The sequence below is a fragment of the Nocardia sp. FBN12 genome (genome assembly GCF_054031145.1).
The window spans coordinates 1,569,574-1,589,003 of the sequence record NZ_CM132926.1 but is presented as its reverse complement, the minus strand read 5'-3'; the positions used below and the strand labels follow the sequence as shown (position 1 = coordinate 1,589,003).

The window sequence follows — 19,430 nt, the reverse complement described above, 5'->3', positions numbered from 1 at the left end:
CACCATGCTCGAACCCAAACGTTCCACAACAGATATCGTCACAATCTCCCCGGCACCGAGTCCGTCGTTGATCGCTGCCCGGATCGACCGAATTCCGTTCGGCCGCTTCCATACCCGGCTGATGAGTCAACTGGGTGCCGGCACCTTCTTCGACGGTTTCGACGCGATGACCATCGCCGTCGTTCTGCCGCTGATCGTGAAGTCCTTCGGCATCAGCCTCGCCGAAGCAGGCCTGATCATCAGCGCCGGCTACGTCGGACAGTGGATCGGAATGCTGTTGGCCGGTGCCCTCGCCGACCGGGTCGGCAGACGCCGGCCATTCATCATTTCCCTCGTGCTCTTCGGCGGTATGTCACTCGCATGCGCCTTCGCGTGGAACGAAACAAGCCTGCTGGTCTTTCGTTTGGTGCAGGGACTCGGCCTCGGCGCAGAGATCCCGATCGCCGCGATCCTGCTGAGCGAGTATCTCGGACGACACGGGCGCGGTCGCTCGTTCGGGATCTACCAGTCCCTGTTCGCCTGGGGAATCTTCTTCGCACCGCTGACCGCGCTCGCCGCGACCAGTGCGTTCGGACCGGAAACCGGGTGGCGAGTGCTGCTCGCGATCGGCGCGCTCCCCTTGGTCATCGCGGCTTGGGCCTACTTCGCACTGCCCGAGTCCGCGCGCTGGCTGGCAGTCACAGGCCGTGGCGCCGAGGCCGACAGCCATGTGCGGGTCATGGAAGACGACGCCGCCAGGCACGGCATCGAGCTCATGAAACCTGAGGAAACCTCGACGCAGACCGGGGAGACATTCAGATTCAGTGAACTGCTCTCCCCCGCATACCGCGCTCGCACGCTGATGTTGGCCGTGGTCTGGTTCGCCACCTTCTTCGTCAATTATGGGTGTCTCAGCTGGTTGCCGACCATGTATGTCCAGGTCGGCCGGTTGCCTCAATCACAATCACTCCTGCTTGCCATTGTGACCAGCGGATTGCAGCTGGTCGTCATCTACATCGTGGTCTTCCTGATCGACCGCGTCGGACGAAGGCCACTATTGATCGCGGGTCTCGCGGTGGCAGCGATCGGCGCCCTCTACGGCTTCATCGCGATCGGGCTCCTCGGCCACACCACCTGGCCGGTCATGTTCGTCAGCGGCTGCACCATGGTCGTCGGAACCACCGTGCCCGCGGTGTTCCTCTACCTCTACACCAGCGAGCTCTACCCGACCCGCATGCGCGGCTGGGCCACCTCGGCCACCGCGAGCCTCAACAAACTCGCATCGATCATCGCCCCGACGATCTTCGGGTTCATGCTCTCGGGGCACGGCGGCACCCCCGCGGTTTTCACCGCGCTCGGCGTCGCCGCCGTAATAGCACTTGCCGCTGTCGCTTTCGGCGCCATCGAAACCCGCAACCGATCGCTCGAGGAAACCTCCGCGTGAGGCGCCTCGGCATCGACCAACCCGTCAGGACAACCATGCGCCCCAGCACCATCGAGTACGACATTCCCTACGCAGTGGTCGACGAGACGACGCTGGCATTGGATCTGTATCGACCGCAGTCGGATACCGATGTTCCGGTCGTGGTCTACCTCCACGGCGGGGGCTGGAAAGCCGGTGACAAACGCGACAACTCCGAGGACAGGTTGGCAGCGGTGGCACGGACGGGAATCGCCGTCGCCTCGGTGAACTATCGGCTCGCACCCGAAGCGCCCTACCCCGCGCCGGTTCACGATGTGAAAGCCGCGGTGCGCTGGCTGCGCGCACGTGGAGCCGATTATGGACTCGCCGTGCAGAACATCGGGCTGTGGGGAGCTTCGGCGGGCGGCTGTCTGGCAGCGATGGTCGCACTCAGTGCCGACGATCCAGATCTCGACGGTCACGTCGGTGATCACCCACAGGAGCTGAGTTCGGTACAGGCTGTGACCACCTGGTTCGCTCCGACGGACCTGATAGCCAACAGCCGGCGCTCATGGCTCGAACAGCTCATCCTCGAACCGCCCGTCGAGAACGCGCTCTTCGGGCACGGGCCGATCGCCGCCGATGACGAGCGGGTCAGAGCGGCAAGCCCGGTGCACCGAGTACACCCCCACGCACCGCCGTTTCTCATCGCACACGGCGACCGCGACCGGATTGTTCCCGAGGCGCACGGACGATACCTACACGACGCGTTGACCCGGGCAGGAGTTCCGTCGACGCTCTGTGTACTCGGAAACGCCGGGCACGAAAGCCACGAATTCGATACCAGATCCAATATCGAGATCACCGCGGCGTGGTTGAAGGCACATTTATCGTGACATTCGCACCATGGCAGTCTTCGAGGGCGTCGGTGCTGCCGGCGGTCAGGTCGATGAGCGCCTGGCAGAGCCAATTGTGGGTGCTGCTGTCGCCGTCGGCGAAGCAGGCCCCGAACAGGACGACCGCCGATGTTCAGCGCGGTCTTCGAGCGGCCGTGATCAGGCCATCGTCGTCTTGCTACCGTGGTGCGCAGTTGTCGTACGCACCCGGCCCCCGCGGTCCACTGACAGCGTCGTCGTCGAATGCTTCGGAGTGTGTCATGCCAACCCAGATCACCGCGCTCGCGGTCAGCAAGTCTTTCGACGGCAATCCCGTTCTCTCGGACGTGACCTGTTCACTCGACGTCGGCGAGCGCACCGGGATCATCGGCGAGAACGGCTCCGGCAAGACCACCCTGCTGCGTTTGTTCGCCGGGCGGGTTCAGCCCGATCGCGGGGAGATCGTCGTCCAGGCCGACGGTGGCGTCGGCTACCTCGCGCAAGACGAGCGACTCCCCCAGCACCTCACTGTGCAGCAGCTCATCGACCAAGCCCTCGCCGAGCTGCGGGCGGTCGAAGCCCAGATGCGCCGCCTCGAGCTCGCGATGGCCGACGGCGACGAGTCCGGCATCGACGAATACGGTGAGCTGACACTACTTTTCGAACAACACGGCGGCTACGACGCCGACGCGCGCGTGGAACAGGCTTTCCACGGCCTGGGATTGGGCCTGGTAGGTCGGGACCGCACGATCGGCGAGCTGTCGGGCGGCGAGCAGGTCCGACTGCGCCTGGCCGCGGTACTGGCGGCAGCTCCGGAACTGCTGTTACTGGACGAACCGACCAACCACCTCGACGACGTCGCCCTGACCTGGCTCGAAGACCACCTGCTCACCCGGCGCGGCACAACAGTGGCGGTCTCCCACGACCGGGCCTTCCTCGAACGGGTGACAACCAGCCTGTTGGAGGTCGACGCGGACCGCCAGCGCGTCGTCCGCTACAACGACGGTTACCCAGGATTCCTGGCGGAAAAGGCGGCCGAACGAGCGCGATGGGTGCAGGCGCACGCGCAATGGCTGGCCGACACCGCCCGATTCCGCGAGGCCGCCGACACCACCGCCCGCAGGGTCGCACCGGGCCGGGCGATGGCCGACAACAACAAGATGGCCTACGGCCGAGCGGGTGGCCGGGTGCAGCAATCCGTGTCGAGCCGGGTCCGCAATGCGCAGGAACGGCTGCGGCGCCTGCTCGCCGACCCGGTGCCTGCACCTCCGCGACCCCTGCGATTCGCGCCCGCCCTGACGACCGCCGGCGCGCACGGGCCTGGGCTGGAGGCCACCGACATCTCCGTCGCGGGCAGACTCGAGCCGACCAGCGTGACGCTCGCCGCCGGCGACCGACTACTGGTCACCGGCCCGAACGGCGCGGGAAAGACCACCCTGCTGCGGGTGCTGGCCGGTCAGCTCGCCCCCGACACCGGCGCCGTCATCCGACACGGCAAGGTCGGCTATCTCGCGCAGGAACCACCACCCGCCGTGCGCGGCCGCATGATGTTCGTCGCCTACGCGCGCGATCGCGCGGGCGATCCGGAATTCCACGGCGACCAACTGCTCTCGCTCGGCCTGTTCGACGTCTCCCAGTTCACTACGCGGGTCGAGGACCTGTCCACGGGCCAGCGCCAGCGGCTCGCGTTGGCGCGATTGGTCACCGAACCGGTTGATGTGCTCCTGCTCGACGAGCCGACCAACCATCTCTCGCCAGGGCTAGTCGAGGAGCTGGAAACCGCACTCGCCGATTTCCCGGGAGCCATCGTGGTCGTCAGCCACGACCGGCGACTGCGCAGCCGCTGGGAAGGCACCCACCTCGCCTTACAGGCGTCGGCCTCGGTGTGAACCGCGTAGATATGTCGTGGCCCGCCACGGCCGGGACAACACGCGCCTAGGCGAATCCACCGGCTCGGACCATCCGCGCGTAGAGGTCGTCGGCGCGCATCAACTCGTCGTGCGTCCCGACCGCCCGCACGCTGCCCTCGTCCATCACCACGATCCGATCGGCGTGCCGCACGGTCGACAAGCGGTGAGCGATCGTGACGACGGCGTGGGTGCGCGCCCGCACGGCGATCGCTTCGACGATCGATGCCTCGGTCAGGGTGTCGATCTGCGACGTCGCCTCGTCGAGAAGCAGCACGTCGGCGTCACCGAGCATCGCGCGTGCCATCGCGATCCGTTGCCGCTGCCCGCCCGAAAGGTCGGTGTCGCGAACGTGAGTGTCCAGGCCTTTCGGCTGGGCCGCGACGATCGAGTCGAGGCGGAGCAGGCGAAGAACCTCGGCCACCTCGTCGTCGGTGGCACCGGCCCGCAGGAACCGCAGGTTGTCGCTCAATGTGCCCGGCACCAAAGGGGATTCCTGCTCGACGTAGGCGATACGCGCGCGAACTTCCGACATCGTCAGGTTCCGGTACGCCACGCCGCCCACCGAGATGCTCCCGGTGTCGGGTTCGACGAATCGCAGGATCGTCGAGAACACCGTTGTCTTGCCCGCGCCCGACGGGCCGACGATGGCGGTATGGCCGGTCGCCGGAATCCTCAGTGTCAATCCCTGCAACGCGTGCGGTGCGTCAGGTGCGTAGCGGACCGTGACGTCGTCGAAACGCAAGGCCGCGTCGGGCTCCGCGGACGCCACCGGTGCGGGCTCGTGCGCCACGTCGGCTTCGGAGTGCAGCGTCTCCATCTCCCGGATACGCATGGCCGCCGCGATGCCCGACTGCATGGCCGTGATGTGCGTGGTCAGTTCTTGGATCGGTCCCATCAACGTGAACGCGTACAGCAGGAACGCGATCAGCGTCGAGACGGTCAGCGAACCGTTGTCGACGCGCCAGGCACCGATGGCCAGGATCGCGATGATGGCGCCCTGCACGCCGGTCCACGCGACGGTCCATGCCGTCGCCGAGACGCGCACCGACTCGATCGCGTGTGCCCGGGCCTCGCGTGCGTCGGCGCCGATCAACGTGGCGATGCGATGCTCGGCGCGTGCCGCCTTGACGGTGCGCACCGAACGCAGGCTGCCTTCCAGCACACCGCCGAGTCGGCCGAGGGATTCCTGAGTTTGCGCGTCCGCCTTGGCAATTCGCGGCATGAGCGTGCCGAACAGCATGCCGACCACGACGATGGCCAGCACGGTGACGCCGAGCAACATCATGTCGAGCACACCCATGAGGATCACGGTGCCCACCGTCAGGAAGGTGGCGTTGATGATGCCGATCACCGCCGACGACGCGGCCTCCTTCAGCAGCAAGGTGTCGGCCGTGACGCGCGTGACCAGCTCGCCGGTGGGACGCGACTGCACCGACGGAACCGTCGCGCCGAGCAGTCGTCGAACGAGCATCGCGCGCGCGTCGAAGACGATGTTCTCGGCGACGGTCCCGAGCAGGATCCAGTAGCCCCACCCGAGCGCGGCGCCGATGACGAGCAGCACCAACAGGGCACCGGTCGGACCCATGATCGACGCGCCGGTGCCGAGAGCGTCGAGGATCGATTTGGTCACCATGGGGGTAGCCATCACCGTCGCGGAGCTGCCGAGGGCGAGTACGAGCCCGAGCAGCAGGGTGCGTGTGTGCGGTCGGGCGTAGCCGATCAGGACACCCAGGTTCGACATGGTCATCGGCGGAGTGGTTTCGATGAGAGGCGCAATCGTCGTCACCCCTCCATGGAACAGCAATGTTCCATTTTAGTAAAGCGAGTATCCAGGATGGATCTCGTTTATGCTGCCCCTGTGGAGGATGTCGAACAGACCAGTGCCCGCGAACGCACCCGTCGCGCGATTCTCGACGCGGCCGTGGCGACGTTCGCGAAATCGCCCAACGCGTCGCTGACGGAGGTCGCCGAAAAGGCGCGCGTCGGGCGTACGACGCTGCACCGCTACTTTCCCGAACGAACCGACCTCATCACCGCCGTCGGGCGGCTTACCGAACAGGCCGTGGCCGACGCCTCGAAGCGGGCCCGCCTGGGAGAGGGAACAGGACTCGACGCGGTCCTGCGGCTGTGTCAGGAATACTTCGAACTCAGCGATGTTCTCACGGTCATCTTCTTCACGTCAGGCGTCTACGACGAGGTCACGTCGGGCCTGTCCGACGACGACGCGATGGCGGCCATAGAACGTGGGCACGAAGACAGCTCGATCGACACGGCGCTCGACGCCTCGTGGATCCTGAACATGATGTGGGCACTGTTGTATGCCGCCGTCGACCACGTCAACCGCGGGCCGGCCGGCCGCCTGCAGGCGCAGACACAGGCGCTGACGAGTCTGCGCAAAGCGATACGTTCGCCGGAGTGACCGGTACAACCCTGGCGCACGACCGAACCCGTTGGCAGATGGGCCATCACGCCCCACTGACGGCCTTCGTTAGTGTGTAACGCATGGCCGAATCACACCCCGACGACGACCTGCGGGTCGGCAACCCGGAGCGTGAACGCGCCATCACATTGCTCAGCGACGCGTTCTCGGCGGGGTATCTGGAGATCTCCGAGTTCGAGGAGCGGTCGGTGGTTGCGTACAGCGCACGGACCCGTGGTGAGCTGCGCGCGGTGCTGGCACAGCTTCCCGCTGCCGGGCAGTTGTTTCCCGATGTGGTGGCGCGGTCGACCGGGGCGGTGCCCATTCCGCTCGGCGCGCAGCCGATGAAGATCGCGGCCGATTGGACGACGGTCCGGCGCAAGGGTGTCTGGCAGGTGCCGGCGCGGCTGCTGGTCACCGGTTCGTGGGGGACGATCGACCTGAACTTGGTCAAAGCCGAGTTCCTCGCGCCGAGCGTCGATATCGAACTCCAGGTGTCGGTGTCGACGGTCAAGCTGACGCTGGGCCCCGATCATGAGATCGACTACAGCGGTGTCGACGTGATCGGCTGGTCAAGCGTGAAGGACAAGGCGGGGTCGCCGAAACATCCTGGTGGGCAGGTGATCCGGTTGGCCGGGGCGATCTCGGGGATGAGCGGAATCGTCATCCGGCGGCGTTGACGCCGAGCTCGGCGCCGCACACCGTGGTCATGGCGCATCCTCGCGCCGCATGCGAAACGCACTGTGCGGGTGCGGATTCAGAACGTCCGAGAAATGCTCAGCGCGGGTCGTCGAGAGGTGTCACAACTCGACGGTGCACTACGCGGAGACTCGGCCCGGGGTTTCACTGGATTCCGCCCCGCCCATCAGGTGTTCGCGACCCCAAGATTCCAAGGGGAGCAGCGCGTTGTTGAGCAGCTCGCCCAGCGGGCTCAGCGAGTACTCGACACGTGGCGGCACCTCGTCGTACACCGTGCGGTGGACGATCCCGTCGGCCTCCAATTCGCGCAGTTGCGTGGTGAGGACCTTCTCGGTAACGCCCTTCACTTCGCGGCGCAACTCGCCGAACCGGTGGGGCCGTTCGCTCAGCGGCCACAAGATCATCATCTTCCACTTGCCGTTGAGTACCGACAGTGTCGCGTCGAGCCCGCATGTGTATTCGCCCGGTCTGCGTGAAATCGGCACGCCGCCCCTTCCCTCTACCTGTTCGCTATCCCGCAAGTGCGTACCCACTTCACTGTGCGTACTCGACCGCACCGGATACCGCGTCAACACTAACCACCATGTCCGACAACTCGAATGAAGCGCTCACCGTCCTCGGCCTCGGCGACATGGGCTCGGCACTGGCCCGCTCGTGGGTCGCCGCCGGATACACCGTCACGGTGTGGAACCGCAGCGCCCGCCAGGCTCCGGAAGGAGTGGCGATCGCCGCCACCGCCGCGGCAGCCGTCGCCGCGAACACTCTCGTCGTGGTGTGCCTCCTCGACGACGCGTCAGTCCGCGCGACCCTCGACGGCATCGACCTGACCGGTCGCGATGTCGTCAACTTGACCACAAGTACCCCCGCCGAGGCTCGGTCGCTGTCCGACTGGATCACCACACGCGGCGGAAGTTTCTTGGACGGCGGGATCATGGCCGTCCCGTCCATGATCGGAGCCGCCGACTCCGGCGCCTACGTCTTCTACAGCGGTTCGGCACGGCTGCACAAGACCCACGCCGACGCTTTGGCCGTACCCGCCGGCGTCACCTACGTCGGCGCGGACGCCGGCTTCGCCGCCCTCTCGACATCGCCCTCCTCAGCGCGATGTGGGGCATGTTCGCAGGCGCCACACACGCGTTCGCGCTGACCGCCGGCGAGAACATCTCACCGGTGGAATTCGCGCCGCTCATGGTCGCCTACCAGCAAGCTATGGCGGGGTACGCCTACGGCACCGCCGCGCAGCTGGCCTGCGGCGACTACGCCGAAGGTGTGGAGTCGAACCTGGCGATGATGTCCACCACGAATGGAACGTTGCGTCGTACCGCCGCAGAACAAGGCGTCAGCAACGCACTCCTCGAGCCGTTCATGGCACTGATGGAACGCCGCGTCGCCGAGGGCGGCGGAAACGAGTCGACTACCGGTGTGGTGGAACTCCTGCGCCGACAAGGAACCTCCGAGTCCGTCATCAGCTGAGCGAACTGAGGCGCCACGTCCCGATTTCGACCCGTTCACGTTCCATCCAGCGGGAGGGAGCCCGGGTGATCGTCGATCCGGCTGGTTCAGTGAACGTGACGCAGACCACGCTCCTGGCGTGGTTCCGACGACGGATGGAGTGGATGGTGGGTCTGAGTTCGGATCGAATCGTGGTGGTCACCGGGGCGAGCCGCGGCGCCGGGAAGGGAATCGCCTTGGCGCTCGGCGCGACCGGGGCCACGGTCTATGTCACGGGACGCACCCGGACGGAGGGCGACGCGCCCCTTCCCGGGACAGTGTTCGCGACCGCGGAAGAAATCACCCGCCGTGGCGGAACCGGTGTGCCGGTAGTCCTGGACCACAGCGACGACACACAGGTCGAAGCGTTCTTCGCCGAGCTGCGGGAAAAGCAGGGCCGCCTCGACATTCTCGTCAACAACGCGCTCACCGTCCCCGACGGACTCACCAGGAAGGGTCCGTTCTGGGAGAAGCCGCTGTCGCTGCTCGAGGTGCTCGACGTCGGAATGCGCTCGAGCTACATCTCCAGCTACTACGCGGCTCCGCTGCTGGCCGCCAATGGCGAAGGGCTCGTCGTGAACACCTCGTCGTTCGGCGGAACCTGCTATATGCACGGCCCGGCCTACGGCTCCGGCAAAGCGGCGGTGGACAAGATGGCGCACGACATGGCCGTCGACTTCCGTCCGCACAACGTCGCGGTCGTCTCGATCTGGATGGGTCTGCTGAAGACCGAACGCACCCTCGCGGGCCTGGCCGAAAACCCTGACGCCTACGCGGATCTGACCGCGACCGCGGAGTCGCCCGAGTTCACCGGCCGGGTCATCGACGCCCTCGCCCGCGATCCGGAGCTGATGAAACGCAGTGGCCGGGTGCTCATCGGTGCCGAGGTCGCCGAGGAGTTGGGGGTCGAGGACATCGATGGCCGTCAGCCACCGTCCCATCGCCCGTTCCTCGGTGATCCGCCGACGTTCTCCGACGCGGTCATCGACTGATCCGGCGACGAGATGAGGAACTGGACCCACCGCCACGAGCGGATCAATGGCCTGGACATGCACTATGTGGAGCAGGGCAGCGGTCCGCTGGTCGTTCTCCTGCACGGGTTTCCGCACACCTGGTTCAGCTGGCGGCATCAGCTCGGCGCCCTGGCCGCGGCCGGCTATCGGGCTGTCGCCCCGGACCTGCGCGGCATGGGGCAGACCACCGCCCCCACCGACGTCGAGGACTACCGGGCCGACCGGATCGTCGCCGACCTCACCGCGCTGCTCGACCATCTCGGCGAGCGCCAGGCGGTGTTCACCGGCCTGGACTTCGGGCTGTTCGCCGCCTACGACCTGGCGCTCGAACATCCGGAGCGGGTGCGCGGACTCATCGGACTGCAGAACCCGTTCTTCGCCGCCTACGACCGGGTCCCGTCGGAGGTGGAAAGCGAACGCGGACGCGAGCACTTCAACCACATGTCGTACTACAACGACGATCCCGACCACGCGTGCGCCGACTACGCGGCGAATCCACGGGAGATCCTCGCCAAGATCTTTCACATCCTCTCCGGGCGAGCCGATTTCACCGATGTCTGGGCGCACCCACCCGGCACGTCCTATCGCCAGGCGCTGCCCGAACCGCCGGAACTGCCGTGGCCGTGGCTGAGCGAGTGGGAGCTGGAAACCTACGTCAACGACTACGCGCGCAGCGGTTTCCACGGCGGCGTCAGCTGGTACCGCGCCATCGACCTCAACTGGGAGTACCGCAGGCAGCGGCCCCAGACCCGCACCCGGGTTCCGTTCTACTTCCTCGGCTCCGACGCCGATGTCGACCTCGCGCACTGGCACGGCGACGACCCGATCGAGCAGTTGCGCGAACACCACGACGATGTCCGGATGGTGCGCACGGTATCGACCGGTGGTCATCTGATCGCGATGGAGAACCCGGACGACGTCAACCGCGTGTTCGTGGAGTTCCTCCGCGACCTCGACCGCACGAACCCGCAGTAGCCGAGAGGGAGCAACCAGTGAACGACACACAGCGCACCGGCGGTGCGGCCCCATTGAAGTTCGGGCTCTCGCTGTTCACCAGCGACCGCGGAATCACCCCCGCCGACGCCGCCCTGGCGGCCGAGGAGCGCGGATTCGACACCTTCTACGTGCCCGAGCACACCCACATCCCGGTGGTGCGGACCTCCGATCACCCCGCCACCGGCGACGACACCCTGCCCGACGACCGCTACCCACGCACCCTCGACCCCTGGGTGGCGCTGGGCACGGCGGCGGCCGTGACCACACGGATCGGGCTCGGCACCTCGGTCGCGCTCCCCGCGGCGCACGACCCCATCGCCCTCGCCAAGACCATCGCCACCGTCGATCACCTCTCCGGTGGCCGCGTCGTCCTCGGCGTCGGATACGGCTGGAACCTCGAAGAACTCGCCGACCACGGGGTGCCGTCTAACCGGCGACGCACCGTCCTTCGCGAATACCTCGAGGCGATGACCGCCCTGTGGACTCAGGAGGAGGCCGCCTACGAAGGCACCTACGTTTGCTTCGGTGCCAGCTGGGCATGGCCCAAACCGGTGCAGCAGCCGCGCCCGCCGATCCTGGTCGGTGCCGGCGGCACCGAGAAGAACTTCGCGTGGATCGTCCGTTCGGCCGACGGGTGGATAACCACCCCCATCGAAACGAACATCGACGGCGGTGTCGAACAACTGCGGAAGATGTGGCGCGAAGCCGGACGTGCGGGCACTCCGCACGTCGCGGTCCTCGCCGATGATCCGGACCGCGAGACCCTGGACCATTGGCGGGAAATCGGCGTCACAGAGGTGGTGTACTCCCTGCCGGATGCCGACACCGCTGCGGTCCGCACCTTCATCGATCGACTGGGCGACCAGCTCGGTATCCAGCCCTGAGCTGCGGCCACGGCTACTCCGGCGGCCGGTCCGATCTCGGCAGCGGATTTTCTCCCTACCAGCGGGATAGATAACGGGCATCGGGGCTGCACGTTGATAGCCTGGCGTCCCTTCCTGCCCCCTCCGAGAGGAATCTGTTGAGCACCTATGTCATCACCGGAGCAGCATCCGGGATCGGCGCCGCCACCAAGGCGCGCCTCGAGGCCGATGGTCACCGCGTGATCGGTGTCGACCTACGCGAAGCCGACATCACAGTCGATCTGAGCACCGCCGAGGGCCGGGCCGAGGCGATATCCCAGGCCACCGCCCTGCTCGACGGCAGCCTCGACGGGTTCGTCCCCTTCGCCGGTCTCGCCGCCACAACCGGCAGGTCCGCCTCGCAAATGATCGGGGTCAACTACTTCGGCGCCATCGACCTCCTGGAAGGTCTACGGCCGTTGCTCGCTGCCGGCGAGAATCCCTCCGTTGTGTTGGTCAGTTCGAATTCGACAACCACACAACCGAATTGGCCCGTCGCGCTCGCCGACGCATGTCTTGATCACGACGAGGCGAGAGCGAACGAGATCGCCGCGTCATTCGGTGAGATCGCAGCCATCCAGGCATACCCCGCCACCAAGGCGGCGCTGGCCTACTACGCGCGGACACAGTCGGCGAACTACATCAGCGAGGGCATTCGCCTCAACGCGGTCGCACCGGGAATCATCGACACCCCGATGACGCAGGAAGGCCGCAAGGACCCGCTCATCGGCGCAGCCATGGAAGGGTTCCTGGCCACAGTGCCGGCTGGGCGGGGCGGCACCGCGCAGGAGGTCGCTGCACTTGTCGCGTTCCTGCTCGGACCGGAATCCTCCTATTTCGTCGGGTCCGTGGTGTTCGTCGACGGAGGCGTCGACGCGGCGTTGCGAGGGCGCGATTGGCCGTCAGCCTGGGAGATTTCCAGCTGAACCGCCGGACCGATTTGCCTCTCCGGCAAGCACTCGGTCCGGCGAACGGCTGTCGAATCGCCGCACCACCGCTTTCCAAATGCCCCTATTGCCGAGGTATGAGACGACATGGTCCGCGGCCGACACTGTCGGCAGCGGACCATGTCGCGGCACCTCGTATGGCGTCCGGTCAATTGCCCATCAACTCACCTGCCGCCGCAGACCGCGGCGGGCGCAACGAGTGGCGGATCAGCCGGCGGAATGGCCGTCCCACGAGACGAGCTTCCAGCCCTTCGCCGGGGTGCCCTTCACGACCACCCGGCCGGTGTTGTGCAGCGGATCGGTCTGCAGCTTGCTCATGTCAGGGTTGGAGACGGACATGAGTGCCCAGAACATGATGGCGCCGCCATGGGAGAAGATCACCGCGCGCTTGCTGCCGCGGTCCTGGATGTCCTGGATGGATTCGGACTCCCTAGCGGATATCAGTTGGATCACACTGGAGCATCCCAGTGGTCGGAGTCACACTAGAATCGCCCCGCCGGACTCCCCTGAGACTTTCCCGGTGGACGGGAGCCTTCGACCACTTTCTCCCCGGCCACCCCCTGCGGGCCGTTGGTCGCGAATCTCGGCATCAGTTCGGCGGCTTGCAGCTAAATTCTGGTCGCGAAATCGAACACCGCTCGGCCGGCGAGTAGGTCCTTGCGGCGAAATTGCTCCGCGGTTTGAGCCATGATCGTCTTCCTCCCCGCCAGACCTTCTCATCTTGACTGCTCACCGCGGCTGATCGGTCGGCCGAACGCGAATGACGCGCGACAGCACCAGCCAGTGATGGCGCTCCATCCGCCGAGGCGGGTGTCGCTTCACCGACCTCGACAGTTACTCACTTGCAGCCGAAGAGCTTGTGACTGTTCGCATTCCAGCGGCGGGTGGAGGTTCAGCTTTTCGGCTCGGGTGTGGGCAAGTCGGTAGGAATCGGTGCCGGTTTCGACGATGTGCCCGCCGAAAGTGGGCCGGTCGACGATCGCCGCGCAAAAGCCGCGGCTCCTCGCATTCGGTCAGGACCTGGAACAGCGGCGCGGTGACGTGCCGGGTCCTCGACATCGCGCACCAACCGCATTACCGGTGGCTCGCCGATCCGGTCACCAATGCTGAACTCGCGCAGGCCTATCGGACCAACGCGGTGTTCGACACTCACCGTGACGGCCCGGAGTTCGGGTCCTGATTCCTCGCTGACGACCGCCGCTCACAGCAGACGGGCTCTCGCCGGCCTCACGCACCCTGTCGATCCATGGCGCACATCGAGGAGTGTCGCCGAGCGAACGGGCGGTACCTCGTCGTTCCGCACGGTCAAGCCCTGGCCAGCGGCGTGTTCCAGGCGTCGTACTCATACACCCAGTCACCGTTGCCCGCAGCTTTCAGCCATTCGTTCGACCTGGAGCCACGCTGGATCCGTGCGGCCCGGTCCATCCGGGTGTTCGCGTATCCGGCCAGGGCATCGGCCGCGCCGGCGTAGCTGTCGGATCCGAGGCAGCGCGCCAGCACCACTGCGTCCTCGATCGCCTGACCTGCCCCCTGCGCCATGAACGGCATCATCGGATGGCACGCGTCGCCGAGAAGTGCGACCGTGCCTTCGGTCCACGACGGCAGCGGATCACGCACGTACAGAGCAGATTTCAGCACGTCGCCGCAGGCGTCGAGCAAGGCGCGCGCCTCCGGATGGAAGTCCCGGTACAACTCGCGCAGTTCGTCGGCGCTGCCGGGGGTCGTCCACGACTCCTCGGTCCACCTGTGCTGCGCACACGTGGCGAAGATGAAGATGTCCTTGCCCTGGCTCAGCGGGAACGTCACGATCTGCGTCGCGGCGTCCGGCCCCCACCATTTGGTGAAACTGTCCAGATTCGGCACCGCGGCGACCGCCGAAGCCGGGACCACCGCGCGAAATGCCACGACACCGGTGAACGTGGGGTGCTCCTGACCGAACAACGCGGTGCGCACGGCCGAATGGATACCGTCCGCACCGATGATCACGTCGGCCCGATGCGTTCCGCCGTCGGCGAAATGGATCGCCCCGTCGCCGACGTCGACGACCTGCCTGCCCAAAGAGACGTTTTCCCCTGGCAGCGCCGCCTCGAGGGCGGACATGAGGTCACCGCGGTGCAGGGTGAGCTGCGGTGACCCGTAACGTGCCTCCGCGGACGAGCCCATCTCGAGCCGCGAGGTCTCCGCGCCCGTATCCCAGGTCCGGCTGATCCTGAACTGCGGCCGGGCAGCCGAATCCCGCAGCGCTGCACCCAGACCGAGACCATCCAGGGCCCGCACGGCATTCGGGGTCAGGTTGATATCTGCGCCGACCCGGGCGAATCGGCGGGTCCGCTCGAAAACCTGCGCGTCGATACCGATCTTTCGGAGCGCGAGGGCCGCGGTGAGACCGCCGATGCCCGCCCCACACACAGCCACACTCAGTGCCTTGCTCATGATCCCTTTCAACCTTTCGAGAGTGCCGATCCGATCCGGACCGGCGGTGGGTCAGGTGCGGTTGTGTGATCCGACGACCCCATGGGCCTCGATCTCCACTTTCAGGCCGGGCTCGACGAGTGCCGACACCTCGACGAGCGTCGAGCACGGGAAGTCGCCGGCGAACACCTCGGAGCGTGCCCTGCCGACCAGTGCGCGATCGGCGATATCGGTCAGATAGATGCGCAAGACCAGGATGTCGTCCACCGCGGCCCCGCAGGCCTCGGTGAGCGCCCGTACCCGCCGAAATGCCTCTTTGGCTTGCGCGTAGGCGTCGGCGCCGCCCACGGGTCCGTCGGGGCCGCCGGCGTGCATCCCGGACAGGAAGAACTGATCGCCGTGGACCCTGGCGTTGCTGAACATGCCAGGCCGCGGCGGTTCCGGAACCGTCTGCGCCGCAACCCTGGTCATGCGCTGCGCCGCTCGCCGGATTCGCGGGCAAGCCGCTCGCGTACCGGCACGAAATCGTAGGTCGGGTAGAAGTCGGTGTGGAACACACCCCACGCCCGCCGTTCCAGCTCCACGTTGACGGCGGCGAGCAACGCCGCCGGTAGCCGCAGCGTCACGATCTGTCCCACGCCCATCGCGACAACCCAGGAGACCACCTCGCAGCCGGCCGGCGGAAAGTGCTGCCACCAGCCGGCGTCGTCGAGCCTGCTCTGAAGCTGTTCCAGGTTCTGTGACTGGTCGTGCCGGAGGAACACGGTCAGCATCATGCTTTCGGCGGGGTCCGCCCGGGTCGCGCTCATACCGGCTCGCCCGCCAGGATCGCCGCCTGCTTCTTCGCATCCGCCCGGTAGATGCGACGGATCCGCGAGACACCCAAGTCGTGCTGATACAGGTGTTCCTCGTGATCGGCGTCGGCGGCCAGCGCCTCGAGCACCTCGCGGTCCTGTTCGAGTACCTCCCAGTGCCGGGCCTCGAGCCGGGTGCGATACAGGAAGCGCCACACTTCACGCTCCCAACCGGCTACTCGGCGGGTGCGCCAGTGGAAGATCGCGGAGTTGCCCGCGTCGATCGGTGTGGCCATGCCGACGATGCCGAAAACCCCGCCGGGGCCTGCGGTCGGGCCGTACGGGATCTCCAGGTCGACGTAGTCCATGGATCCGCGCACGTACTCGACCCAGTCGAAGTTCACGCCGACCTGATCGGTTTTCTCGAAGAAGAAGCCGCGGTCGGTCTCCCGGATCCGGAAGCGAGCCGACGTGTCACCGCCGAACATCGAATGCGAATCGCGGTGCAGGAACGCACCATGCATCGGATCGAGGACATTGTCCATATAGAAGCGCCAGGGTCCGGCCCACTCCGCGAAGTTCGGAAACCAGGAGACTGCCTCGTCGGTGAGCCGGTCGGGCAGGACGAACGGCGTCGGCTCGGATTCCTTGGTCAGCGGAACGAACGCGAAGATGGTGTCGGCGGCCTCGACGACCCGCAACGACACCGTCGCCTGTTTACCTTCGAGCGCGCAGCCTGGCATACCTGGCACGGACACGACGGTGCCCGTGCCGTCCACTTGGACGCCGTGGTACTTGCAGGCGAGCCGGTCGCCGAGGTGCTGACCGACCGACAGCGGAGCGCTGCGGTGCGGGCAGCGGTCCTCGAGCATATGAACGGTGCCCCGCGAGTCTCGGAACAGCACCCAGTCGACGGACAGACGGGTGACCTTCTTGGACTCACCGGGCTTCACCATGCGCGAGGGCAGAATCGGATACCACCGGTCGCGCAGCCCGTCAGCGGCGATATCGGCCGCGGTCATCTCTCTCCGGACGCCGACCGCGCGTTTCTTCGGACCGCCGGTCGCGGTCGGGACGGATGTGGTCACGGTGTTCATCTCAGTCTCCCAGTCGTCGCATCTCAGCGCGGAAATTGTCCTCGCTCCAGTCCTGCCCGTCGGGGGCGTGCAGCCCCAGATCGTTCAGTCCCGCGATCAGTCCGGGCAGATCGTGGACGCCCCGGCCGAAGATCTCCATGATCGAACCGGACAGCTTGGTCTCGTAAGGGCTGATCGGCTCGGGGTGGGTCTGTTCGGGTTCGAGGTAGTGCGCGGCTTTCTCAGGCATTGGCTTTCTCCTGTCGTTCCGATGCCATGGCATCGAGACCTTCGGCGATGATGGTGAACGCGGTGACCCATTCGTTGAACGAACTGGCACGGTTGCGGTGGGCCGGGATCGTGGCACCGTCGATGACGACGAACACACCGTTGTCGATCCCACCGGCGATGCTCTGTGCGCGAGCGATGTCGGTGTGCTCGTCTGGGACCGAGGCGATCACCAGGCTCGGGGCGGTCACGCGCGCCAGGAGTTCGCCGTAGCCGGGAATGTCCGGCTCGACCTCCGGATCGCCGAGCACGAGGCTGGTGACGAGCGCGGGGCGGCAGGCGGCGAAAGCGATGGCGCTGTATGCCGTGGCGCCCGTGGCCAGGAGGTGCACGCGGTCGTGGCCGAGGGCTGTCACGGCGGACGCGACCTCGTTCACCCAGGCGTCGACGGACTCGGGGTCGGCCGAGTCCAGCGCGCGGCATCGGTGGGCGATCGCGCCGAGTGCCGCGACCTGATCGGCGAACCAGCGCGCCGGCTCCGGTCCGGCGTGGAGACACACCAGCGCGTGCGCCGGACTGTCGTCGTCCCATTCGTCAGTGGTCATCGGTTCAGCCCTCTCGAACCGGGATGTGCACAGGTGGGGTGAACGGGCCGGGTGTCGGTTCGACCGCCGCGACATCGACCTCGACGATCGCCGGACCACGCTGCGCCACCGCGTCCGCGAACGCCCGCTCGAAACGTCCTTGGCCCTGGACCAGGGTGTAGGGAATATCGAGCGCGGCCGCGAGCAGATCGAACCGAGGCGTGAACAGGTCGACACCGGATCGGTCGAAACCGTTGGCCTCCTGCATATTCCGCAGTACGCCGTACCCGCCGTCGTTGAAGATCACCACGACGCACCAGGCGCCGCTGCCTGCGAGCGAGGCGAGTTCGCCGAGGTGCACGGCGAGACCGCCATCGCCGGCGATCACGGCGGTCGGCACCTCGGGACGGCCGAGCGCGGCGCCGATCCCCATGGCAAGCCCCTGACCGATACCACCGCCGAGGGGGAAGATATTGGTCTCGCGTTCGTAGAAGGGCAGCAATCGGTTGCCCCATTGGCTGGACGGGATGGTCACATCGCGTGCCACCACAGATTCGCGCGGCAGGACCGACCGCAACCCTTCGCAGATCTCGGCGTAACCGCCGATATAGTCCGTGAGCGCGGCACGGACCGCCACCCTGGTGCCGGTGACCCGATCGGACCAGCCCGGATCCACCGATGTGCTCGTCAGGCCGTCGTTGATCGCGGCGAGGGTGGCCGCGGCATCCCCCACGATGCCGACCTTCGCTGGATAGACACGGCCGATGGCCGCCGGATCCACATCGATCTGGATCTGCGTGACAGGTAACCGCAGGTGGTAGCTCTTGGTCTCGTTGGAGCGGAAGTGGGTACCGATCGACAGCAACAGATCGGCATCCGCGAGCAGTGGCGCGACCTCCGGCGCCGTCGCGAAGTTCCCGATCACCAGCGCATCGTCCTCGGGCACGATCGCCCGCCCGGAATTGCTGGTCAGCAGGCCCGCCCCGAGGGTGTGCAGCAGCGCGGCCAGTTCGTCCTTCGCGCCGGCCGCGCCCCCGCCCACCCAGAGCAGGGGACGTTCGGCCGCCGACAGCAACGCGACGGCCTCGGCGATCGCGGCGCTGTCCGGTACCGGCGCGTGGAGAGTCGGCGGCTCGTATCCGCGCTGATCGGCCGGACGCGCCAGATACTGCAGGTCCGATGGCCATTCGACGCTGGCAGGGCCCTGCGGAACGGCCAGGATATGGGCGATGGCGGTTTCCAGATCCGCTTCGACGTCCTGCGCGCGTTCGATGGTCGCCGCATAGCGGGAGACGGCATCGAGCATCTGCAGTTGTTTGGGCACCTCGTGGATGACGCCCCGCGTCGACCCGCCGGAGCCGAGGTACTCGCTCTCGATCTGGCCGGTCACGTGCAGCACCCTGCTCCCCGCGGTCAGCGCTTCGAGCATGGACCCGGCGGCGTTGCCTGCGCCGGTCCCCGTGCTGGTGATCGCGACACCGATCTTTCCGGTCGCGCGCGCGTAACCGTCGGCGGCGTTGACCGCCGCTGCCTCGTGGCGCACCGCCACGAACTTCAGCTCCCGCGCCACCGCTTCGACCAGGGGCAGATTGTGGATGCTGAGCACGCCGAACGCGGTGTCGATGCCGTGCCTGCGCATGACAGCGACGAGCACATCGCCCCCGGTGGGCCCCTTCGCGCCGGGGCTGTCGGTGGTCGTCATG

General features: G+C 66.8%; 22 protein-coding genes and 1 pseudogene. 12 read left to right on the top strand and 11 right to left on the bottom strand.

Annotated elements, in window-relative coordinates; genetic code table 11:
• The first annotated feature begins 4 nt into the window (after positions 1-4).
• The 3 genes from ACWZHB_RS07860 (at position 5) to ACWZHB_RS07850 (ending at position 4,145) form a co-directional block, all read left to right on the top strand.
• Complete coding sequence (locus ACWZHB_RS07860) at positions 5-1,423, top strand: MFS transporter (protein WP_427907260.1); 1,419 nt, start codon at positions 5-7, stop codon at positions 1,421-1,423.
• A gap of 35 nt (positions 1,424-1,458) precedes the next feature.
• Positions 1,459-2,277, top strand: coding sequence for an alpha/beta hydrolase fold domain-containing protein (locus ACWZHB_RS07855; RefSeq protein WP_427907259.1), 819 nt, complete (start codon positions 1,459-1,461; stop codon positions 2,275-2,277).
• A 260-nt stretch (positions 2,278-2,537) separates the two neighbouring features.
• A complete protein-coding gene (locus ACWZHB_RS07850) occupies positions 2,538-4,145 on the top strand; it encodes an ABC-F family ATP-binding cassette domain-containing protein (protein WP_427907258.1) in 1,608 nt (535 codons plus the stop codon).
• A 46-nt stretch (positions 4,146-4,191) separates the two neighbouring features.
• On the opposite strand, the gene ACWZHB_RS07845 is transcribed toward ACWZHB_RS07850, so the two are convergent.
• Positions 4,192-5,952, bottom strand: coding sequence for an ABC transporter ATP-binding protein (locus ACWZHB_RS07845; protein ID WP_427907257.1), 1,761 nt, complete (start codon positions 5,950-5,952; stop codon positions 4,192-4,194).
• Between the two features lie 6 nt (positions 5,953-5,958).
• Here ACWZHB_RS07845 and ACWZHB_RS07840 point away from each other — a divergent pair, with 6 nt between their 5' ends.
• Together ACWZHB_RS07840 and ACWZHB_RS07835 are read left to right on the top strand one after the other, a co-directional pair.
• A complete protein-coding gene (locus tag ACWZHB_RS07840) occupies positions 5,959-6,585 on the top strand; it encodes a TetR/AcrR family transcriptional regulator (protein ID WP_427907256.1) in 627 nt (208 codons plus the stop codon).
• Positions 6,586-6,668: 83 nt separating this feature from the next.
• The gene (locus ACWZHB_RS07835; RefSeq protein ID WP_427907255.1) at positions 6,669-7,265 is read left to right on the top strand and encodes a DUF1707 SHOCT-like domain-containing protein; all 597 of its coding nucleotides are present in this window, start codon (positions 6,669-6,671) and stop codon (positions 7,263-7,265) included.
• A gap of 138 nt (positions 7,266-7,403) precedes the next feature.
• Here the strand turns inward: ACWZHB_RS07835 and ACWZHB_RS07830 are convergent, their stop codons facing one another.
• Positions 7,404-7,769: a winged helix-turn-helix transcriptional regulator gene (locus tag ACWZHB_RS07830; protein ID WP_427907254.1), complete on the bottom strand. Its 366-nt coding sequence runs from the start codon at positions 7,767-7,769 to the stop codon at positions 7,404-7,406.
• Between the two features lie 98 nt (positions 7,770-7,867).
• Between ACWZHB_RS07830 and ACWZHB_RS07825 the strand changes: the two genes are divergently transcribed.
• The 6 genes from ACWZHB_RS07825 (at position 7,868) to ACWZHB_RS07800 (ending at position 12,612) form a co-directional block, all read left to right on the top strand.
• Positions 7,868-8,431, top strand: coding sequence for an NAD(P)-binding domain-containing protein (locus tag ACWZHB_RS07825; RefSeq protein ID WP_427907253.1), 564 nt, complete (start codon positions 7,868-7,870; stop codon positions 8,429-8,431).
• On the top strand, positions 8,398-8,757 hold the full coding sequence (locus tag ACWZHB_RS07820; protein ID WP_427907252.1) for an imine reductase family protein: 360 nt from the start codon (positions 8,398-8,400) through the stop codon (positions 8,755-8,757). Before ACWZHB_RS07825 ends, ACWZHB_RS07820 begins: the two co-directional genes overlap by 34 nt.
• Before the next feature lie 134 nt (positions 8,758-8,891).
• Entirely contained in the window at positions 8,892-9,767 is an 876-nt protein-coding gene (locus ACWZHB_RS07815) for an SDR family NAD(P)-dependent oxidoreductase (protein ID WP_427909109.1), read from the top strand.
• 12 nt (positions 9,768-9,779) lie between these two features.
• Positions 9,780-10,763, top strand: coding sequence for an alpha/beta fold hydrolase (locus ACWZHB_RS07810; RefSeq protein WP_427907251.1), 984 nt, complete (start codon positions 9,780-9,782; stop codon positions 10,761-10,763).
• A gap of 53 nt (positions 10,764-10,816) precedes the next feature.
• Positions 10,817-11,668, top strand: a complete 852-nt coding sequence (locus ACWZHB_RS07805; protein ID WP_427909108.1) for an LLM class F420-dependent oxidoreductase — start codon at positions 10,817-10,819, stop codon at positions 11,666-11,668.
• A gap of 137 nt (positions 11,669-11,805) precedes the next feature.
• Positions 11,806-12,612, top strand: coding sequence for an SDR family oxidoreductase (locus ACWZHB_RS07800; protein WP_427907250.1), 807 nt, complete (start codon positions 11,806-11,808; stop codon positions 12,610-12,612).
• A 228-nt stretch (positions 12,613-12,840) separates the two neighbouring features.
• Here the strand turns inward: ACWZHB_RS07800 and ACWZHB_RS07795 are convergent, their stop codons facing one another.
• Together ACWZHB_RS07795 and ACWZHB_RS07790 are read right to left on the bottom strand one after the other, a co-directional pair.
• Positions 12,841-13,086: a hypothetical protein gene (locus ACWZHB_RS07795; RefSeq protein ID WP_427907249.1), complete on the bottom strand. Its 246-nt coding sequence runs from the start codon at positions 13,084-13,086 to the stop codon at positions 12,841-12,843.
• 365 nt (positions 13,087-13,451) lie between these two features.
• Positions 13,452-13,662, bottom strand: a pseudogene (locus ACWZHB_RS07790) (hypothetical protein); the annotation flags it as partial.
• 7 nt (positions 13,663-13,669) lie between these two features.
• On the opposite strand from ACWZHB_RS07790, the gene ACWZHB_RS07785 reads away from it, so the two are divergent.
• Complete coding sequence (locus tag ACWZHB_RS07785; protein WP_427909398.1) at positions 13,670-13,813, top strand: hypothetical protein; 144 nt, start codon at positions 13,670-13,672, stop codon at positions 13,811-13,813.
• A 125-nt stretch (positions 13,814-13,938) separates the two neighbouring features.
• Here ACWZHB_RS07785 and ACWZHB_RS07780 read toward each other — a convergent pair whose 3' ends face one another.
• Genes ACWZHB_RS07780 through ACWZHB_RS07750 form a run of 7 tightly spaced genes read right to left on the bottom strand, consistent with a single transcriptional unit; the run spans position 13,939 to position 19,429 of the window.
• Positions 13,939-15,066 (bottom strand): FAD-dependent monooxygenase, encoded by a 1,128-nt coding sequence (locus ACWZHB_RS07780; RefSeq protein WP_427907248.1) that lies wholly within the window; start codon positions 15,064-15,066, stop codon positions 13,939-13,941.
• 51 nt (positions 15,067-15,117) lie between these two features.
• Positions 15,118-15,516 carry a RidA family protein gene (locus ACWZHB_RS07775; protein WP_427907247.1) on the bottom strand — a complete coding sequence of 133 codons (399 nt, stop codon included), beginning with the start codon at positions 15,514-15,516 and terminating at the stop codon, positions 15,118-15,120.
• A complete protein-coding gene (locus tag ACWZHB_RS07770) occupies positions 15,513-15,854 on the bottom strand; it encodes a hypothetical protein (protein ID WP_427907246.1) in 342 nt (113 codons plus the stop codon). The genes ACWZHB_RS07775 and ACWZHB_RS07770 overlap by 4 nt, the downstream gene beginning before the upstream one ends.
• Complete coding sequence (locus ACWZHB_RS07765; protein ID WP_427907245.1) at positions 15,851-16,936, bottom strand: Rieske 2Fe-2S domain-containing protein; 1,086 nt, start codon at positions 16,934-16,936, stop codon at positions 15,851-15,853. Before ACWZHB_RS07765 ends, ACWZHB_RS07770 begins: the two co-directional genes overlap by 4 nt.
• A 1-nt stretch (position 16,937) precedes the next feature.
• Positions 16,938-17,165 (bottom strand): recombinase-like helix-turn-helix domain-containing protein, encoded by a 228-nt coding sequence (locus ACWZHB_RS07760; RefSeq protein ID WP_427907244.1) that lies wholly within the window; start codon positions 17,163-17,165, stop codon positions 16,938-16,940.
• The gene (locus tag ACWZHB_RS07755; RefSeq protein WP_427907243.1) at positions 17,158-17,748 is read right to left on the bottom strand and encodes an alpha/beta fold hydrolase; all 591 of its coding nucleotides are present in this window, start codon (positions 17,746-17,748) and stop codon (positions 17,158-17,160) included. The genes ACWZHB_RS07760 and ACWZHB_RS07755 overlap by 8 nt, the downstream gene beginning before the upstream one ends.
• A 4-nt stretch (positions 17,749-17,752) precedes the next feature.
• Entirely contained in the window at positions 17,753-19,429 is a 1,677-nt protein-coding gene (locus ACWZHB_RS07750; RefSeq protein ID WP_427907242.1) for a thiamine pyrophosphate-binding protein, read from the bottom strand.
• Between the last annotated feature and the right edge of the window lies 1 nt (position 19,430).